The following is a 16,094-nucleotide window of genomic DNA, read 5'->3' as shown; positions in this document are numbered from 1 at the left end:
TTGCGTCCATTGCGGAAGATTCCCTACTGCTGCCTCCCGTAGGAGTCTGGGCCGTGTCTCAGTCCCAGTGTGGCCGATCACCCTCTCAGGTCGGCTACGCATCGTCGCCTTGGTGGGCCGTTACCCCACCAACTAGCTAATGCGCCGCAGGCCCATCTGTAAGCCACAGATTGCTCCGTGTTTCATGAACAGAACATGCGTTCCGTCCAGCTATCCGCTCTTAGCTATCGTTTCCGATAGTTATCCCGGTCTTACAGGCAGGTTGCCTACGTGTTACTCACCCGTCCGCCGCTAACTGTCCCCGAAGGGACAGTCCGCTCGACTTGCATGTATTAGGCACGCCGCCAGCGTTCGTCCTGAGCCAGGATCAAACTCTCCACGATACCCCAAAAAGTGAAGCGAACCTCCGTAGAGAATTCCGATTACTTTTCGGGGGCCCCACATTACTGAGGGGATGTAAAAAAGCTTGTCTTAAGCTCAAAAGTAATGCTAGCGAGAATTTGCATTCTCATTTTTAACACTCACTCGTTGTTCAGTTTTCAAAGGGCAATTTTCAGCAAAATCAAATCATTTTATCAATAATCCGATTTGCTATTCAATGTCGCTTCTTTTTAGCGGCGACTTTTATAATATACCATATCGGCCTAGTCAATTGCAAGTGTTATTTTATGGTTTGATGCAAGACAACACTTGATTCAACAGCTTCCAATATGATGCCGTTTCAGCGGCGAGGTATAATGTATCACAGCCCTGCAACGAAAGTCAAGAACTAAATTCAAAAAATATTTACATATGATTAAACGACTTCGCCATCTTCAAGGACTAGCGCGTTTATCAACGATTTACGGAGCAAAAGCAACTTTAAAACCAAAACAGAGAGAAGCCTTGCATGCAAGGCTTCTTCGCTTTCTTACAACTGTGCTTAGTATGACGGATTCCTGCTGCAATTATGCCGAAACTATTCGATCATGCCTTCCTCGGGACTACTGGCGGATGCATAGCGCTTCTTGGCAATCCGCCCGGCCAGAAATCCTGTGCGTCCCGCCTGAACGGCCAGCTTGAACGCTTCAGCCATCAAAACCGGATGCTGAGCGCCGGCCACAGCCGTATTCAGCAGCACACCGTCGGCTCCTAGCTCCATAGCGAGCGCGGCATCCGCAGGTCCGCCGATTCCCGCATCGACAATAACCGGCACCTTCGCTTCTTCGATAATAAAACGCAGCTGATTCGGATTCGCTATGCCCTGTCCGGAGCCGATTGGCGATGCGCCCGGCATCACGGCAGCCGCGCCCGCTTCCTGCAGTTTGCGCGCAAGAATCGGATCATCCGAAGTGTAGGGAAGCACGATAAATCCGAGATCCACCAATATTTTGGTCGCTTCCAGCGTTCCGATCGGATCCGGCAGCAAGGTTCTGGGGTCACCGATAACTTCCACTTTGATCATGTCGCATAAACCGGTCGCTTTGGCCAGCTTGGCAATGCGCACCGCCTCGTCAACCGTGTACGCGCCTGCGGTGTTCGGCAGCAGCGTAAACTTTTTCAAATCGAGTGTCTCCAAAAAATTGGGCGCCTCGGGGTTATCGATAGGCAGCCGGCGAATGGCAAATGTAAGCACATCCGCTTCCGATGCTTTCACCGCATCATTTTGAATGCTCAGGTCTGTGAACTTTCCGGTTCCGAGCAGCAGCCGGGATTTAAATTCATAAGGACCTATCTTTAATGTATCGCTCATCGCTTGTTAGCCTCCATAGTATAGAATCGTAGACACCGTCGACACAAGGCAAACCCAGCGGTTAGCCTCCGCCTACGAAGTGAACGATCTCAAGCCGGTCTCCGTCCTGAAGCGGCGTACCGTCATAATTCGTCCGCTCGATGATTTCGCGGTTCAGTTCGACGACCAAAATTTTGGATTCGAGCTTAAACTGCACCAGCAAATCCGCTACCGTGGACACTTCCGCCACTTCGCGCGCTTCTCCGTTAATGACTAACTGCACTTTCTGCACCTCGCTTTCTGCATGCTGGACTTTTGCGGCTCAAAACTTGCGCATATGGAACGTTCTCCATTCCGCCGCGCGCTTAGTTGTACGAAGCAAAGTATCAAAAACTTATACTTTCCGGCAATTAAAAAAGCCAACCGCACAGGGTTGACTGTTGTAATTGAACCGTACATAACCGGTTTACATTCGTCCACTTCCCTACGCTGGTATCATCCAGAAGCATGCGACCGCCGCACGCCAATCAGGTTCCAAGGGTCAAGGAAATGCGCTTCCTTCTCTCAGCCCCGCTTTCAGGGCTCCCCTAGTGGTATTCAATTTTAGCCTCAATTATAGCAGAAAAATGGTCGGCTGTCGCTTGATTCCGAAACTTTTTGCCTAGGCTACATCGTCGTATAGCGGATCTCCAAAACCGATACCTGTTCGTCCAACGTATAGATGATTTCCTTGATCAACGATTTTTTGACCAGCTTATTAAGCAACAGCGGCAGCTCTTCACGGATATCGGACAGCGCTTCGTGCTGCTGCAGCTCATGCAGGCTCCATGCCTGCTCGCGGCTTGCGAGCACTTCCACCAACGTTTTGCAGCAGCGCTCCATTTTGTTCATCACCGAAAATTCACAGGCGAGCAGCACGAGCTGAACCCGCTGTTTCAACGTTTCCGTGCTCAGCGTCAGCTCCTCATAAAGCTTGTAGACGCCGGGATTGATCGTCTTGATCTGGCGCCACACGGTAACCTCGGGATGAATCCCCGCTTCAATAATGACGATTCTCGCCCAATGATGCAGCGCTTCAAGTATATTGTTGTATGCGTCAAGGACGTGGTCTTCCAATATATATTCCTTACTCTCCAAATAACGCCGCAAAAACCTGGAAAATTCGATCATCAGCTTATGTTCGCGCAGCTCGGCCGGAAACTCCAAGGTTCGGTGCCTCAAGCCTTCCAAATAGATGTCCCGGTCCAGAAGAATCTCTCCTTTTAAGATCCAGTAAATAAGGTTTCGATACTCCCCGTGCAAAATGAAACGGTTGAGCGCAGACGGACTTATCCATCTTTCTTGTATACGGCAGTTGTCTTTTATATAATGATACTGTTGGTCGGTTTTCAGGTCTTCTTTTGAAATGACGAGCAGCAGCAAATCAAATCCGTCGGTAACAGCGGAAAACAATGACGGGTTGTCCACCGCTAAAATGCTGAGTACTGCTTCATCTTCACGGAGCCTGGCAACCAGCTGTTCCTTAATGGCATTCATCGCTGCTGGCCTCCTACATTACATTCCTGGATACCTTCTATTTCTACACGTCCGGACGGTTTCCTGCATTGATTATGTGTCAACTCTCACATTTTATTTTTAAGGAAAGAAGTGACAGCCATGAAATTCAGATCAAGTAAAGTCAACGAGTTCCGGCTATGGGGCCTATTATTGACGATGGGCGGCATGCTCCTCATGATCGTAGGGCTTGCGGGAATTGTGTTTAACTGGGGCGCCGCGGGAAAAATTATGGCCGGCATCTTCATGGTTCTGGGCGCGATTTCGATGCTGGCCAGCATGGCGGTATATTTCTGGGCCGGCATGATGTCGACAAGCACGACCGTCGTGGAATGCCCGGAATGCGGCAAACCGACCAAGCTGCTCGGCAAGACGGATCGCTGCATGTTTTGCAAAACGATTTTGTCGCTCGACCCGAAGCATGACCCGAATGCCAATGTGTAAACCTTAGCGCCCTTTCATATGAAAACGAGCTCTTCTTAGACTTAGCGGCGAAGAAGAGCTCGTTTTCATTCATTCGGTTATTTCAGGCTGTTCTCAATCAGCGGCCATATCGACTCAACCTCGTACCCTCTGCGCCAAGAAGCCACTCCGGCCAAATCGTACTTTTTCACCAAGTCCATTCTGGCCTTCATCGATACCTCGTCTTCAAGCCATATTTTGTTCAGCTTATTGCCCTCTTTGTATTCGACGTAATTTTGTCCAGCCTCCGATTTGAACACCGGGGTCAGCTTTTTGTCTTTGATCACCTTTTGCGGATTTTCCATAAAAACGGCCCTGGAGCTGACCTTTGTTTTGCCGTTCACCGTTTCCTCGGTCCAGATCCGCGTATAGAAAGGAACCGACAAAACGAGCTTGGATGCGGGAATATGATCCTCCTTCATCATCCGCGTCAGGCTGTTCTCCACCCACGGCAGCGAAGCGACCGATCCGGCAACCGGACTGCTGGCCCAATGCTCGTCATAAGCCATCAGCATCATGTAATCCACCGATTCGATCAACGATTTGCGGTCGTAAAAGACGGACCAGTTCTCATTGGTCGATTTCGGCGTAACGTCGATAGAGACGATAAGTCCCTGCTCGTGCATTAACGGGACCATTTCGCGGACAAACTGTACGAGCCGGTCTTTATCTTTGACGTTCACGTTTTCAAAGTCGATGTTGATGCCCTGCAGCGAATACAACTGCGCAAAGCTGAGCAGCTGCTTGATCATTTTCATCCGCTTGTCGTAGGTTGCCAACGCCTCCGTTGTAATTTTCGGATCGAAGCCGTTGCTGAACAGCCCCCATACCTGGATATCCTGGCTGTGCGCCCATTTGACATAGGCCGGGTCGGCCAAATTTTTCAAATTTCCCTGACCGTCCTCCAAATGAAACCATGTCGGACTGACGACGTTCAAACCGGGCATGGGCGAAAACTTGGTGGCATCCGGCGTCTTGGTCACGACCTGCTCCCAGGTCATATTGATTTTGCCGTTAATCGGCTTGGTCGGAACGAAGGGAGGCGGTTCCTTCAGAGGGGGGATCGTTTCCATACGGTGATCCGGTTGAAGGTGCTCCTTTCGAATATAGCCCTGGTAACCGTTGGTCAGCTGCACTTTATACCACTCCGGTTCCTCCGACCAGATCATGACCTCTTCTTCCTGCGGCACATCGGCATAGATCGGCGATTTAATCGTCGGCCCGCTGCGCATCGGAATCGTCTTGTTCGGCTTGTCGGGGTAAGCGATAGTCTTGGCCCATTCAATCGTATCGCCTTCCTTGACGAGAATGACGGCGCCCGTCGCAGACGATTCGCGAAGCTCGAAAGCATACAGCTGCTTCAGCGGCTCCATCGGCAAATATAGCGAGCCTTTCACTTTTTCCAACGGAAATTTCAAAGTAAACGGTTTCTCGTTCAGCATTCCGGTAAGCTGGCTCGTCCGCAGGCGGATCACTTTGTCCTGGGTCGTAATGATCGTAGATTCGCTCGCTTCCTCATAGATCATCGTCGGATCGATCAGCTCCTGTACCGTTTCGAAAGGCAGCTTGATGGCGTCTTCCTTACCGTCTGCCGGTTTATCCAGCATCGCCCTTTTGTAAAAAACCGGCTTGCCGTTTCCATCGAAGGACGGCGCTTCATGCTGGCTGGAAGGAACAAATTGATATCCGTACATGCCCAAGCCAGCGCCAAGTAAAATGGCAAAAAATATAAGCAGGATCGGGCGTTTTCTCGTTTTTTTTCTGCGAGGCAAAATCGTCGGGTTCTCCGGCTCCATCTTTTCACTCCCATGATGACGGTATTGTCCATATTATGTATACGTTATTGTTGAAGAAATAGTTGCAACGGCTGACTGGAAAAGTTCATCCTCACGGCATTGAAACGCGGTGCGGCTGCAAGCGGCCCCAACAAGGATAAAAGGCTCCGTTGTCCTCAAGGACCGGCGCGTTTGTCAGGGCTGTGCGAAGCAGAGTATACCGACTTTTCTAGCGATTAAACAAGGATAAACGGCTTCGCCGTCCCTACGGACGAGCGCGTTTATCAAGATTGTGCGAAGCCAAGTATGAAAAACTTATACTTTCAAATTCAACAAATAAAAACGTGCCCGGCTCCTTGTCAGGCAAGGGTTCCGGGCACGTATATCACAATTTGCACAGCCGACATTTCCGTCAAACCTGCCGCACCGCCAAGCATTCGGAGCATAGGCCGTACACTTCGACGCGGTGGCTTTTGACCAAAAACCCGGTTTCCAGTCCGGCTGTTCTTTCCAAATCGTCAAGAGGCTTGTAGGCAAAATCGACCAGCTTGCCGCATTGCTCGCACAAAGCATGATAATGATCCGACATATCGGCATCAAACCGGCTCGAATGATCGCCGTAGGTCATTTCACGTATTAGGCCTACTTCAATAAAAACCTTCAGATTATTATAAACGGTAGCGACGCTCATGCTGGGAAAACGCGGAGCCAGAGCTTTATAAATCTCGTCCGCCGTCGGATGCGTCATCGTGTTCAGCAGGTAGGCAAGAATCGCATGTCTTTGCGGAGTCATACGTACCCCTGTCACTTTCAGTTTGGTTAACGCCTGCTCCAACCGGGAATCCATGCTGTCTCACCGCCTTAGCTAATAAAAAGGGTTGGATTTATTGTAAGCGGCTTTGTTTCCATTTGTCAATCAAGATGACAGCCTCATTTTCCGGGAAGGCCGGCTTAATCGGCTTTTTCAATTACAATGGAGCCATTCGTATTCAGCTTGATTTCGTTTCTTCCGCTGCCCACGCTGCCTTCAATCTTATCCTTGCTGATGCGCAGCGGCAGGCTAGTCACGATATCGTCCCGTTTTCCATTGCCCTTTACCTTATAATCTCCCGTTGACGGGAGCTTCAGCGTAATACGGCCATGGCTCGTTTCGACGTCCCAGTTACCGCCCACGTTGCGGCTGACAATGTCAACATTGCCGTTCGTCGTGTGAGCCCTCACATCTTTGAGAGCATCTGCAATAACGATGCCGCCATTCGTCGTTTCGGACTGGATCGAGCCCGTGACGTCTGCGGTCTTCAGCCGCCCATTCGTCGATTTGATCCTCGCGTCTCCTTGATGGCTGTCGACCTCGATCGAACCATTGGTCGTCTCCAGCTGCAGCAAGCCTTTCGTCTTTAACGATTTGATTGCCGCATTCGTCGACTCCAGATCAAGGTTGCCGGTTAACGAGGATACCTCAATCTCGCCGTTGGTGGTGCGGACTTTCAAATCTTTCTTAAACGTAAGCTGTTCCGCTTTAAATTTTCCGTTCGACATTTCAAAGTCCATATCGACTTGAATTTGCGCCGGTACGGTGATGACGATATCGATAGCCGGTCTTTTTTGCATCCACGGTCCGAACGAATATTCCTTCCCTTCGGCAATAAGCTGCAGCTTGCTGCCGTTCATCTCCTGCTTCAGTGCGGTTTGCTCCGCAATCGAAGCCGCTTCCGTCTCGTCGCCCGTCACATAGACGACCATCTCCACCTGCACCTGATCCGTGCTGCCCGGCTTGACCGACACATTGCCGCTGCTGCGATTGATTACCGATATCCGGTCCAGCGAAGCCGGAACGTCGATCGCGACCTTCGGCTTTTCGAATTTATGACCTTCGCCGCTCATGATCGAGCCTATTGAACCGCCAGGCTTCATTTGGCCGAACAAATTGCGGAACGAATCCGCCGACTGCGTGCTGCCGATAACGACCGCCGATATCAACACCGCAAATATAACGCCGCCGAGATCAAGCTTGAGCTGCTTGCCGCCGTCCCCGTACTTACTATTGAAAAAAATATATTCAAGGCCTAAAGCGATAAACAAAACCGGCCACCATTCGATCAAAAGTCCGGTTATTTGCGTTCCGGCATACCGGTCCGTTATTACCGCCGCGCCCACAGCAATCAATAATAATGCCGCCGTAAAGCGACCTGCTTTGCGCATGATCGGGTCAGCTCCTTCCTTACGATTTATTTTTTGGTAGTTTCCTTGAAAAACATAACAAGCCCGATGACGATCAAAATAACCGCGCCGATCGAAGAGCCGAGCAAATCGAAGATCCGTTCCAGCCAAGCCGGTTTGCTGCTCATCAGAAACAGGATGATTCCGCCGATAACAAGCAGATAGCCGAAGCCGCTGCCCTTGGACAGCTTCTTAAAAGGCTTCATGACAGTCGAGCCTGTCTCATCCAACGGATCGTTATAGAAGCCGTTCCACTGCCCGTTCACCCGGTCCGTCTGCTGCAGCGCGTCGAAAATGTTATAAAAATAAACGACCGGCACGAATAGCGAAAATAACACAATTAACGGGACGCTGGAGCTGGCGTTGGTCGCAAAAAACACAATTGCAAAAATATTCAGGATCAGCACCAGCATAATGCCCATCCCCCGCTGCATTAAACCTAAGTACAGCTGACCGGTGCCGGGAATAAGAAAGGACAGCAGCCCGGCGATGAACTTGCTTTTGCGCGGGCGCCCCCTGAACGGGTCGAACGGAGCCTGCTGCTGCGGGTTAGCGTTCCACCGTTCCATTCGTTCGCGGATAAATTGTTCTTCTTTGTCTTCGTCCGTTTGATACGAACCGTTATTATTGGGTTCCACCATGGGTTAACCTCCAGTTCTCTGCTAATAGTTGAGTTACGACAACAGCTGTATCGAAATTCGCGCGACAACGGCTTCAATCGCCAATACTTGATGCTGGATGCCTTCACCCCAGTTGTCCGCATTAATTGACATAATTTTCCCAAGTATGCCCGAGCTGATAAACAAGAAGGTAGCCGCCATGGCGATGAGACCATGTGCAAGCTCGGAACGCCAGCGGTTTACAAAAGAGGGCACAGTCCGTTGGCCGTACACCGGCTCCCGTATGCCGGGCAAATCCTCCTCCTGCGCAGCGTGCACGGATCGCATGATGCGCTCTTGAAGTCCGGGCGGCGCAGCGAGCAGCGGCATTTGCTCCAGCACTGATTCCATGTCGAGATACGTGTTCAGACGGTTTCGGCAGCTCGGGCATACTTGAAGATGCTTGCCGGATTTGACAAATTCCAGCTCGGAGCATGTTCTATTTAAATACCTTTGCAGCTGCCGATCGTTCAGATGATGTTTGTTCATGTTGGCGCACCTCCTGCCATTTTTGTTTTAGCAAAGCCTTTCCGCGGTATAGCCGGGTTTCGATCGTCTTCAATGGAAGCTGAGTCACTTCCGCGATCTCCTGATAAGAGAGCTGTTTAAAATGGTATAAATATAAAATAAGCCTATATTTATCAGGAAGTCCAGCTAAAATCCGCTGTACGGTTTCCTGTTCTTCTTTTTGCAGCGCCATCGCTTCCGGTTCTTCCTGGCGGTTGCCGAACCATCCCTTGACTTTGTCCAGCACCGCTTCGTACGGTTTACGCCGCTGCGATCTCCGGTAATCCGTCACTAAATTGACCGTTAAGCGATACAACCATGTTGTGAATTTGGCATCCCCCCGAAATTGGCCTAATGACCGGTACAGCTTGATGAAAATATCCTGCGTCAAATCCTCGGCGGTTTCGCGATGCTCGATCATCCGATAAACAAGCGTATAAATGTACTGGCTATGACGTTCAACCAAAACGCGATACGCTTCCTTATCGCCTTGACGGATTTGGTCGACCAGCTGTTCATCCGTCAAATGTTCCATCGTTCCACCGCCTTTTTGTTCTTGACTCTTTCTTTTAGACGCTGCCGCGCCAAGAAACCCTTCAAATTGCAGAACTGTTGACAGATGTTTATTTTACCATGCAAGTCTCGTCTGTTAAAATAGGTTGACATGAAACGAATATACCTATTCAGGAGGCTGCAATGACCATACATATAACCACTACCGCAGAACGAAGAAACGCGATCCGCAGACTGGCCGCCGGCCAAGCGCTTGCGCTGCCCGTGCTGCCGAGCGGATACTGGTTCCACGGCGACGTCCGCAACAATTTTTACTTTGCGATCCACCTGTTCGCCTCATGCGTCGAAGGAGACGGGCAAGCCGGAGCGACGCAAGAGCAGCGCGATGCGGCGATGAAGCTGGCTGTCGACATGATTGGGAACGTATTGAAGCTGCAAGTGCAGGATGCCGCGCATCCGATGTACGGACATTGGCCGCTCGGGCTCGGGGACAATCCTTCGGCCGCCAAGCCGCATCCGCTGCCGGTCGAGCTGATGGGCTGTCTGATCGTATTATTTTATAACAAATTTAAGCAGGTACTGCCCATCGGATTGAAAAGCGAGCTGAACCTGTCCATTCTGCACATGTACCAAAGCGACGTATACCGTCATCCGCTGCAGCACATTCATCATCACGAGGCGAAGCATACCGCATTGAAGCTGCTGCTGGGGCATCAATTCGACGACGGCGAGCTGCTGGAGCAGGGCATGCGCTATTTGCGGCAGCAGCTGCGGCATATTCAGCAATACGGCTTCAAGGAATACGGCTGCCTCCCGTGGCATTGGCATTGGATTCAGGCGTTCGCATGCGTGTGGGAAATCGTGGATAAGCCGGAGGTGCGGAGCACGGTCGGCGAAATGCTCGATTTCTTGTGGCGGCTGCGGGCGGATTTTTATTTGCGGGGGGCATGGGTCGGGGCGCAGTCGCGCCAATGGCCGCATGACGCTCCATTGGACAACAATACGCTGCTCGATTATATCGCATTCGGCGATTTTCCGGAGCCGAATGCGATCACCCGGCTCGAGGGGGCTGCATTATACAGCTATGAGGTTGCCGACGACATCGTGGACAAGGCCGTCAACCGCCCGCTGCCGCAGGAGATCAAGCGGCAAATCCGCTTCGCGGACGCGGACGGCGTCGTGACGGAGGAGGCGCATACATATGTATACATCGCGCCCGAGTACGCAGCGGGCGGCGTCTGGGAGCGCCGGGACGAGTTCGATAACGAGCAGCAGCGCTGGGATGTGACGCTGCCGCTGACGTCGCCCGCGGTTGCGGGCGGGGGAAGCGTCAACCAGGCGTTCTTCTTCCACCCGGGCGCGAAATACAAGCCGGGCGACGACCGCCATGCGAGCCCTTATGGCGACGTGCTCTTTCACCTGGACAGCATCGTCCAGCTATGGGCGGTTCCGGCCGGCGGCGCGTCGGATAGCGCGTATCCGGAGCTGGTCGGCTGCATGCCCAAGGGCGAATGGCGCTTCCGGGAGCGTAGCGGCTGCGGGCTCGCAGGCGATGTGTATTTCGTCTTTTATTTGATGCAGCCGTTCACTTATACGGAGAAGGCGGACCGCATTTCGATCGCCAGCTCCTTGAAGGACGGCATGAACGGAGTCGTCATGGAAGTCGTCTCCCGCACAGAGGCGGACGGTCTTGGCATCGCGAGTCTCGACCAGTTGGCCGAACGGATGGACAGCATGAGTGCGACGTTTGTCCGTACCGGGACGCCGGGTAGTGACGGCGGGCTGCTGCAGGCTTCGTACCGGACAAGGCGGGGCGATGCGCTCTCCTTGACGGTAAGCGAGGCAGCCGGTGCGGCCGGATTGAACCGGTCGGTTAACGGGCAGCCCGTTCCGCTTACCGATTATCCGACTGGGGAACTCTTTTCGTAAACACGGTGAGCGTGATCCCTTTGGCGATTTCCATCGTCTGCCCCGGCTTGTAGCCGTATTTCCCATACAGGTTGACGGCGGGCTCGTTCTTGGTGCCCGTCGACACCTTGAGCAGCATGCCCGGAACCGCTAGTGATTCCGCATATTCCAGCAGCCGGCTGGCGATGCCCCGGCGGAAAAAGTCCGGATGAACCATCATCCGGCAAATGGTCAATTCCTTGGGCGTCTGCTTGACGGAAACGCTTCCAGCCATTCGGTGACCCTCGTAGTACCCGAAAAATAATTCACCCGATTCCTTGAGCGATTTGGGCGAATCCCACAGCGGGGGAATTTCCTTGAAGCCGATCAGTTGGGCTTCAACCCGGTAGGACAGCTGCTGCAGCATAAGCAGGTCCAGCACTTGAGCGTTGTCATTCAAATCGATTTCACGAATCATGGAAGTCCCTTTCATGTGCGTTAGCGTCTGGGCTGGCAGTTGAATGCCATTAATTAGCCACAGTATACAACAGCGCCGACGTACAATCTACTGCCTATTTGAAAAGCAGCCCTCCGCGCGGAAAATACGCGGGAAGGCTGCTTCTGCTTTCTTTTATTGCTTCAGGCAATCCATAATCAGCTTGTTGACCAAGCCCGGATTCGCTTTGCCCTTCGTTTCTTTCATGACCTGACCGACAAGGAAGCCGACCGCTTTGTCTTTACCGGCTTTAAAGTCGGCGACCGACTGCGGATTGGCTGCGACGATCTGCTCGACGACCGCTTTAATCGCACCTTCGTCGCTGATCTGTACAAGCCCCTGCTCCTCCACGATCGTCTGCGGGTCTTTACCGGTTTCGAGCATCGCCTTGAATACCGTTTTGGCGATTTTGCTGCTGATCGTCCCTTTCTCGATCAGACCGATCATTTCGCCCAAGCCTTTGCCGGTTATTTTCACCTGCTCCAGCTCCAAATTACCGGCATTAAGGAAGCCGAGCAGATCGCCCATAATCCAGTTGGACACCGCCTTTGCATCCAACGTATAGTTCAAGCTCTCCTCGAAGAAATCGGCCAGCTTGATCGAGGACGTAATGACATCCGCATCGTAGCTCGGCAGACTGTATTCCTCCACGTAGCGCTTCTTGCGCGCATCCGGCAGCTCGGGTATGGTCGCTTGGACGCGCGCCTTCCACGCATCGTCGATATGCAGACGGACCAGGTCCGGGTCCGGAAAATAACGGTAATCATGCGCTTCTTCCTTGCTGCGCATCATAAGCGTCTTGCCCTGCGCCTCATCCCAGCGCCGCGTCTCCTGCACGACGGTACCGCCGCCGTCCAGGACGTCCGCCTGGCGCCATTCCTCATACTCGAGCCCCTTCTGCACGCCGCGGAAGGAGTTCATGTTTTTCAGCTCCGCCCGGGTACCGAATTCCTTCTGTCCGAACGGACGGATACTGATGTTGGCGTCGCAGCGCAGCGAACCCTCCTCCATCTTCACGTCGGAGACGTCACAATACTGCATGATCGCCTTCAGCTTCTCCAGATAAGCTCTCGCTTCTTCCGGAGAGCGCAGGTCCGGCTCCGAGACGATCTCGATCAGCGGCGTGCCGACACGGTTATAATCGGCCAGCGAGGCGTAGCCGCCATCCACATGCGTCAGCTTGCCGGCGTCTTCCTCCAGATGAACGCGGGTCACGCCGATCCGTTTCGTCTCGCCGTTCACTTCGATTTCGATCCAGCCGTGCTCGCCGATCGGCTTGTCGTACTGGGAAATTTGGTAGGCCTTCGGCGAGTCCGGGTAAAAGTAGTTTTTCCGGTCGAATTTGCTGTCCGTCGCAATCCGGCAGTTCAACGCCATCGCGGCTTTCATCGCATATTCGACAGCCTGCTTGTTCAGCACCGGCAGTACGCCCGGATAGCCCAGGCAAACCGGACATGTATGGGTATTCGGCGGCGCGCCGAACTCGGTGGAGCAGCCGCAAAAAATTTTCGATCGGGTGTGCAGTTCAACGTGAACCTCCAGCCCGATGACCGTTTCGTATTTTGTTTCCGTTACCGACATAGCGGAATGGCTCCTTTCTATTCGCGTTCAACAGGCAGTGTCCGGAGGAAGGACTTGTCCCTCCCCCATAGCTACCGTCGAACCTCTCTTCTAATCGATGGCAGGGCGCTGCTTATGGAAATCCGTATTCTGCTCATAAGCGTGAGCCACCCGCAGAACGGTCGATTCATCAAGCGCCTTGCCGATAATTTGCAGGCCGACGGGAAGCCCGTCCGCAAAACCGCAAGGAACGCTGATCGCCGGAATACCGGCCAAATTGACCGGAATGGTCATGATGTCGTTCAAATACATCGTCAGCGGATTATCGACCTGGGAGCCGACTTTGAAGGCCGCCGTCGGAGCCGTCGGCCCGATAATCACATCGTAGCTTTCAAATACGCGGTCAAAATCCTGCTTGATCAGCGTACGCACTTTTTGCGCCTTCAAGTAGTATGCATCGTAGTAGCCGGAGCTCAGCGCATAAGTACCAAGCATAATACGGCGCTTCACTTCCGGACCGAAGCCTTCGCTGCGCGACTTGTGGTATAAGTCCAGCAAATTTTTCGGGTTCTCCGCACGGACGCCGTAGCGGACGCCGTCAAACCGAGCCAGGTTGGAGGAGGCCTCGGACGAAGCGAGCAGGTAATAGGCAGCTACCGCATATTCGGAATGCGGCAGCGATACTTCCTCGACAACCGCGCCCAGGCTTTCCAGCGTTTTAAGCGCGGTCATTACGGCATCGCGGACTTTCGGGTCGATGCCTTCGCTCATGTATTCCTTCGGCAGGGCGACGCGCAGCCCTTTCACATCGCCGCTCAGCGCGCTGATATAGTCGGGAATGTCTACCTTCGCCGAGGTCGAATCCTGCGGATCGTGGCCGGCGATGGCCTGCAGCAAATAGGCGCTGTCCTCAACGTTTTTGGTCAGAGGGCCAATCTGGTCCAGCGAGGAGGCGAATGCGACCAGACCAAAGCGGGAGACCAGTCCGTACGTAGGCTTCAGGCCGACGATCCCGCAATAAGCGGCCGGCTGGCGGATCGAGCCGCCCGTGTCGGAGCCAAGCGAGAAGTATACCTCTCCGGCCGCCACTGCAGCTGCGGAGCCGCCGCTTGAGCCGCCGGGCACATAATCCGTATTCCATGGATTGTACGTAGTATGAAAGCTGGAGTTTTCATTCGAGCCGCCCATCGCGAACTCGTCCATATTCAATTTGCCGATCGAGACGGCCTGCGCATCCTTCAGCTTCGCGACGACGGTCGCATCGTACACGGGATTAAAATTGCGCAAAAACTGGCTCGCGCATGTCGTTGTCACGCCCTCGGTGACGATGTTGTCCTTGATGCCGATCGGCAGGCCGAACAGCAGCCCTCTTGCGCTGCCCGAGCCCAACTGCCCGTCCAACGATTTGGCGGCTGCGCGAGCGTTTTCCTCGTCCAGCTTCAGGAACGCCTTAATCTTGCCGTCAACCTGCCCGATCCGGGCGTAAGCTTCATCCACCAGATCGGTGACAGTGAGCTGCCTGTCTTGCAGCTTGGTATGTATTTCTTGCAACTTGAGTTCGAATAACGACAAAATGACGTCCTCCCTTCAAAATATAGCGCCCTCTTGGAGACTGCCGATGAACTGCCGAAACAGGTGCTCACCGACAGCATCTCTTGTACCGGCGCCTTTGCCTGCCGAGGCTTATTCCAATACAGCCGGCACCTTGATTTGCCCGTCCTCTTCGTCCGGCGCGTTCAGCAAAACTTGTTCAATCGACAGGGACGGTCTTGCCGCATCCTCGCGCATCACATTGACGAGCGGTACCGGGTGGCTGGTCGGCTCCACGTTATCCGTGTCCAGCTCGTTCAGTTTCTCCGCATATTTTAATATAGCGTTCAGCTGCTCGGTGAGTAATTGCTTCTCCTGCTCGCTCAGCTCAAGTCTGGCCAAATTGGCTACATGCTCTACGTCCTTCATCGAAATACTCATCGACTGCTCCCGACTCCTTTATCGCATAATAATCTTGATTATCGTCTTTCGACATCATCGCCGAAAATTCATCTTCTTATTATAGACCAGATGGAATTTGAACTCAATTGCTTATATGGAAGCAACGGGCAAGAGCCGCGGATCGGAAATCCGCAGCTCTGCAGGCCGTTAGGCGATTCGGTTGAACGATGCTGTTCATCTTGCTTGTTATACATGCGCCGCCGGAGTCGGCTTGCGGTTGTCCCCGCCCAACGCTTTAGGCTTGCCGTTCCTGTTGTTGCGGTTCAGCAGATTGCGGATGTACGGCATGACGTAGTGGTCAGCCCCGATTCTGCCTGCATTCGCTCCGGCCAGGAAGACGATCCCGCCGAGTAGGAGCATCCATGGGTTCGTGCTTACCGTACCGGCGAACATGAACATGAAGTTCATCAGCAATCCGAAGAAGGCGGCGGCCGTCGTCAACGCGCCGAGTATTAAGCCTAATCCGACAAGCAGCTCGCCCAGCGGGATGATGATATTAAACAGCTTCGCGTTCGGCAGGGCGAAATGCTCCAGGAAAGCGGTGTATGTCGGATAAATAAGCTCGTTGGTCGCTTTATCCACCAGCGGCTTCGTTACCGCCCCTTTAATAAATCCGGTAGCATCGAATCCGGCCGTCAGCTTGTGCCAGCCTGCGGTGGCCCATTCGTAACCGATATATAACCTGACAATAAGCAGCAGCCAAGCGCCATAAACGTTTTCTTTGACCCATTTTAACATGATCTCCATCTCCTTAAATA

General features: G+C 53.0%; 16 protein-coding genes, 1 rRNA gene and 1 riboswitch. Of the genes, 2 read left to right on the top strand and 15 right to left on the bottom strand.

The window, feature by feature from the left end; translation table 11 throughout:
- The 4 genes from E1757_RS25210 to E1757_RS25195 form a co-directional block, all read right to left on the bottom strand.
- Positions 1–383 (bottom strand): 16S ribosomal RNA (locus E1757_RS25210); the annotation flags it as partial.
- A gap of 575 nt (positions 384–958) precedes the next feature.
- Entirely contained in the window at positions 959–1,732 is a 774-nt protein-coding gene (locus E1757_RS25205) for a thiazole synthase (protein ID WP_133233382.1), read from the bottom strand.
- A 61-nt stretch (positions 1,733–1,793) separates the two neighbouring features.
- The gene (gene thiS, locus E1757_RS25200) at positions 1,794–1,994 is read right to left on the bottom strand and encodes a sulfur carrier protein ThiS (RefSeq protein WP_133233380.1); all 201 of its coding nucleotides are present in this window, start codon (positions 1,992–1,994) and stop codon (positions 1,794–1,796) included.
- Between the two features lie 181 nt (positions 1,995–2,175).
- A riboswitch (TPP riboswitch) is annotated at positions 2,176–2,310 on the bottom strand.
- 67 nt (positions 2,311–2,377) lie between these two features.
- A complete protein-coding gene (locus E1757_RS25195; RefSeq protein WP_133233378.1) occupies positions 2,378–3,247 on the bottom strand; it encodes a nucleotidyltransferase-like protein in 870 nt (289 codons plus the stop codon).
- Positions 3,248–3,367: 120 nt separating this feature from the next.
- On the opposite strand from E1757_RS25195, the gene E1757_RS25190 reads away from it, so the two are divergent.
- The gene (locus E1757_RS25190) at positions 3,368–3,709 is read left to right on the top strand and encodes a DUF2614 family zinc ribbon-containing protein (RefSeq protein WP_133233376.1); all 342 of its coding nucleotides are present in this window, start codon (positions 3,368–3,370) and stop codon (positions 3,707–3,709) included.
- A 77-nt stretch (positions 3,710–3,786) separates the two neighbouring features.
- Here E1757_RS25190 and E1757_RS25185 read toward each other — a convergent pair whose 3' ends face one another.
- The 6 genes from E1757_RS25185 to E1757_RS25160 form a co-directional block, all read right to left on the bottom strand.
- On the bottom strand, positions 3,787–5,523 hold the full coding sequence (locus E1757_RS25185) for a glycosyl hydrolase family 18 protein (RefSeq protein ID WP_133233374.1): 1,737 nt from the start codon (positions 5,521–5,523) through the stop codon (positions 3,787–3,789).
- A gap of 391 nt (positions 5,524–5,914) precedes the next feature.
- Positions 5,915–6,349: a peroxide-responsive transcriptional repressor PerR gene (gene perR / locus E1757_RS25180; protein ID WP_133233372.1), complete on the bottom strand. Its 435-nt coding sequence runs from the start codon at positions 6,347–6,349 to the stop codon at positions 5,915–5,917.
- A 104-nt stretch (positions 6,350–6,453) separates the two neighbouring features.
- Positions 6,454–7,704, bottom strand: a complete 1,251-nt coding sequence (locus tag E1757_RS25175) for a DUF4097 family beta strand repeat-containing protein (RefSeq protein WP_133233370.1) — start codon at positions 7,702–7,704, stop codon at positions 6,454–6,456.
- Positions 7,705–7,730: 26 nt separating this feature from the next.
- Positions 7,731–8,363 carry a hypothetical protein gene (locus tag E1757_RS25170; protein ID WP_133233368.1) on the bottom strand — a complete coding sequence of 211 codons (633 nt, stop codon included), beginning with the start codon at positions 8,361–8,363 and terminating at the stop codon, positions 7,731–7,733.
- A 33-nt stretch (positions 8,364–8,396) separates the two neighbouring features.
- A complete protein-coding gene (locus E1757_RS25165; protein ID WP_133233366.1) occupies positions 8,397–8,870 on the bottom strand; it encodes a cupin domain-containing protein in 474 nt (157 codons plus the stop codon).
- Positions 8,821–9,423: an RNA polymerase sigma factor gene (locus tag E1757_RS25160; RefSeq protein WP_133233364.1), complete on the bottom strand. Its 603-nt coding sequence runs from the start codon at positions 9,421–9,423 to the stop codon at positions 8,821–8,823. The genes E1757_RS25165 and E1757_RS25160 overlap by 50 nt, the downstream gene beginning before the upstream one ends.
- Positions 9,424–9,584: 161 nt before the next feature.
- Between E1757_RS25160 and E1757_RS25155 the strand changes: the two genes are divergently transcribed.
- On the top strand, positions 9,585–11,330 hold the full coding sequence (locus tag E1757_RS25155; protein WP_133233362.1) for a hypothetical protein: 1,746 nt from the start codon (positions 9,585–9,587) through the stop codon (positions 11,328–11,330).
- Here the strand turns inward: E1757_RS25155 and E1757_RS25150 are convergent.
- The 5 genes from E1757_RS25150 to E1757_RS25130 all read right to left on the bottom strand — a co-directional run bounded on the left by E1757_RS25150 (position 11,296) and on the right by E1757_RS25130 (position 16,074).
- The gene (locus E1757_RS25150; protein ID WP_133233360.1) at positions 11,296–11,766 is read right to left on the bottom strand and encodes a GNAT family N-acetyltransferase; all 471 of its coding nucleotides are present in this window, start codon (positions 11,764–11,766) and stop codon (positions 11,296–11,298) included. The genes E1757_RS25155 and E1757_RS25150 overlap by 35 nt on opposite strands.
- Positions 11,767–11,919: 153 nt before the next feature.
- The gene (gene gatB / locus E1757_RS25145; RefSeq protein ID WP_133233358.1) at positions 11,920–13,365 is read right to left on the bottom strand and encodes an Asp-tRNA(Asn)/Glu-tRNA(Gln) amidotransferase subunit GatB; all 1,446 of its coding nucleotides are present in this window, start codon (positions 13,363–13,365) and stop codon (positions 11,920–11,922) included.
- A gap of 90 nt (positions 13,366–13,455) precedes the next feature.
- Positions 13,456–14,916 (bottom strand): Asp-tRNA(Asn)/Glu-tRNA(Gln) amidotransferase subunit GatA, encoded by a 1,461-nt coding sequence (gene gatA, locus E1757_RS25140; protein WP_133233356.1) that lies wholly within the window; start codon positions 14,914–14,916, stop codon positions 13,456–13,458.
- Positions 14,917–15,027: 111 nt separating this feature from the next.
- Positions 15,028–15,315: an Asp-tRNA(Asn)/Glu-tRNA(Gln) amidotransferase subunit GatC gene (gene gatC / locus E1757_RS25135; protein WP_133233354.1), complete on the bottom strand. Its 288-nt coding sequence runs from the start codon at positions 15,313–15,315 to the stop codon at positions 15,028–15,030.
- Positions 15,316–15,522: 207 nt separating this feature from the next.
- The gene (locus tag E1757_RS25130) at positions 15,523–16,074 is read right to left on the bottom strand and encodes a DoxX family membrane protein (protein WP_425464862.1); all 552 of its coding nucleotides are present in this window, start codon (positions 16,072–16,074) and stop codon (positions 15,523–15,525) included.
- Positions 16,075–16,094 lie beyond the last annotated feature (20 nt).

Source organism: Paenibacillus piri (genome assembly GCF_004354045.1).
Lineage (GTDB): Bacteria > Bacillota > Bacilli > Paenibacillales > NBRC-103111 > Paenibacillus_S > Paenibacillus_S piri.
Note: the sequence above shows the minus strand (reverse complement) of the source record. Positions and strands in the feature narration are given on the sequence as shown.

Bases quoted from the DNA above. Each gene is read 5' to 3' on its own strand.
- E1757_RS25130 (WP_425464862.1), bottom strand. From the start codon at position 16,074: ATGTTAAAATGGGTCAAAGAAAACGTTTATGGCGCTTGGCTGCTGCTT.
- E1757_RS25195 (WP_133233378.1), bottom strand. From the start codon at position 3,247: ATGAATGCCATTAAGGAACAGCTGGTTGCCAGGCTCCGTGAAGATGAA.
- E1757_RS25165 (WP_133233366.1), bottom strand. From the start codon at position 8,870: ATGAACAAACATCATCTGAACGATCGGCAGCTGCAAAGGTATTTAAAT.
- E1757_RS25190 (WP_133233376.1), top strand. From the start codon at position 3,368: ATGAAATTCAGATCAAGTAAAGTCAACGAGTTCCGGCTATGGGGCCTA.
- E1757_RS25170 (WP_133233368.1), bottom strand. From the start codon at position 8,363: ATGGTGGAACCCAATAATAACGGTTCGTATCAAACGGACGAAGACAAA.
- E1757_RS25205 (WP_133233382.1), bottom strand. From the start codon at position 1,732: ATGAGCGATACATTAAAGATAGGTCCTTATGAATTTAAATCCCGGCTG.
- E1757_RS25150 (WP_133233360.1), bottom strand. From the start codon at position 11,766: ATGATTCGTGAAATCGATTTGAATGACAACGCTCAAGTGCTGGACCTG.
- gatB (WP_133233358.1), bottom strand. From the start codon at position 13,365: ATGTCGGTAACGGAAACAAAATACGAAACGGTCATCGGGCTGGAGGTT.
- E1757_RS25160 (WP_133233364.1), bottom strand. From the start codon at position 9,423: ATGGAACATTTGACGGATGAACAGCTGGTCGACCAAATCCGTCAAGGC.
- E1757_RS25175 (WP_133233370.1), bottom strand. From the start codon at position 7,704: ATGCGCAAAGCAGGTCGCTTTACGGCGGCATTATTATTGATTGCTGTG.
- E1757_RS25155 (WP_133233362.1), top strand. From the start codon at position 9,585: ATGACCATACATATAACCACTACCGCAGAACGAAGAAACGCGATCCGC.
- gatC (WP_133233354.1), bottom strand. From the start codon at position 15,315: ATGAGTATTTCGATGAAGGACGTAGAGCATGTAGCCAATTTGGCCAGA.
- E1757_RS25185 (WP_133233374.1), bottom strand. From the start codon at position 5,523: ATGGAGCCGGAGAACCCGACGATTTTGCCTCGCAGAAAAAAAACGAGA.
- perR (WP_133233372.1), bottom strand. From the start codon at position 6,349: ATGGATTCCCGGTTGGAGCAGGCGTTAACCAAACTGAAAGTGACAGGG.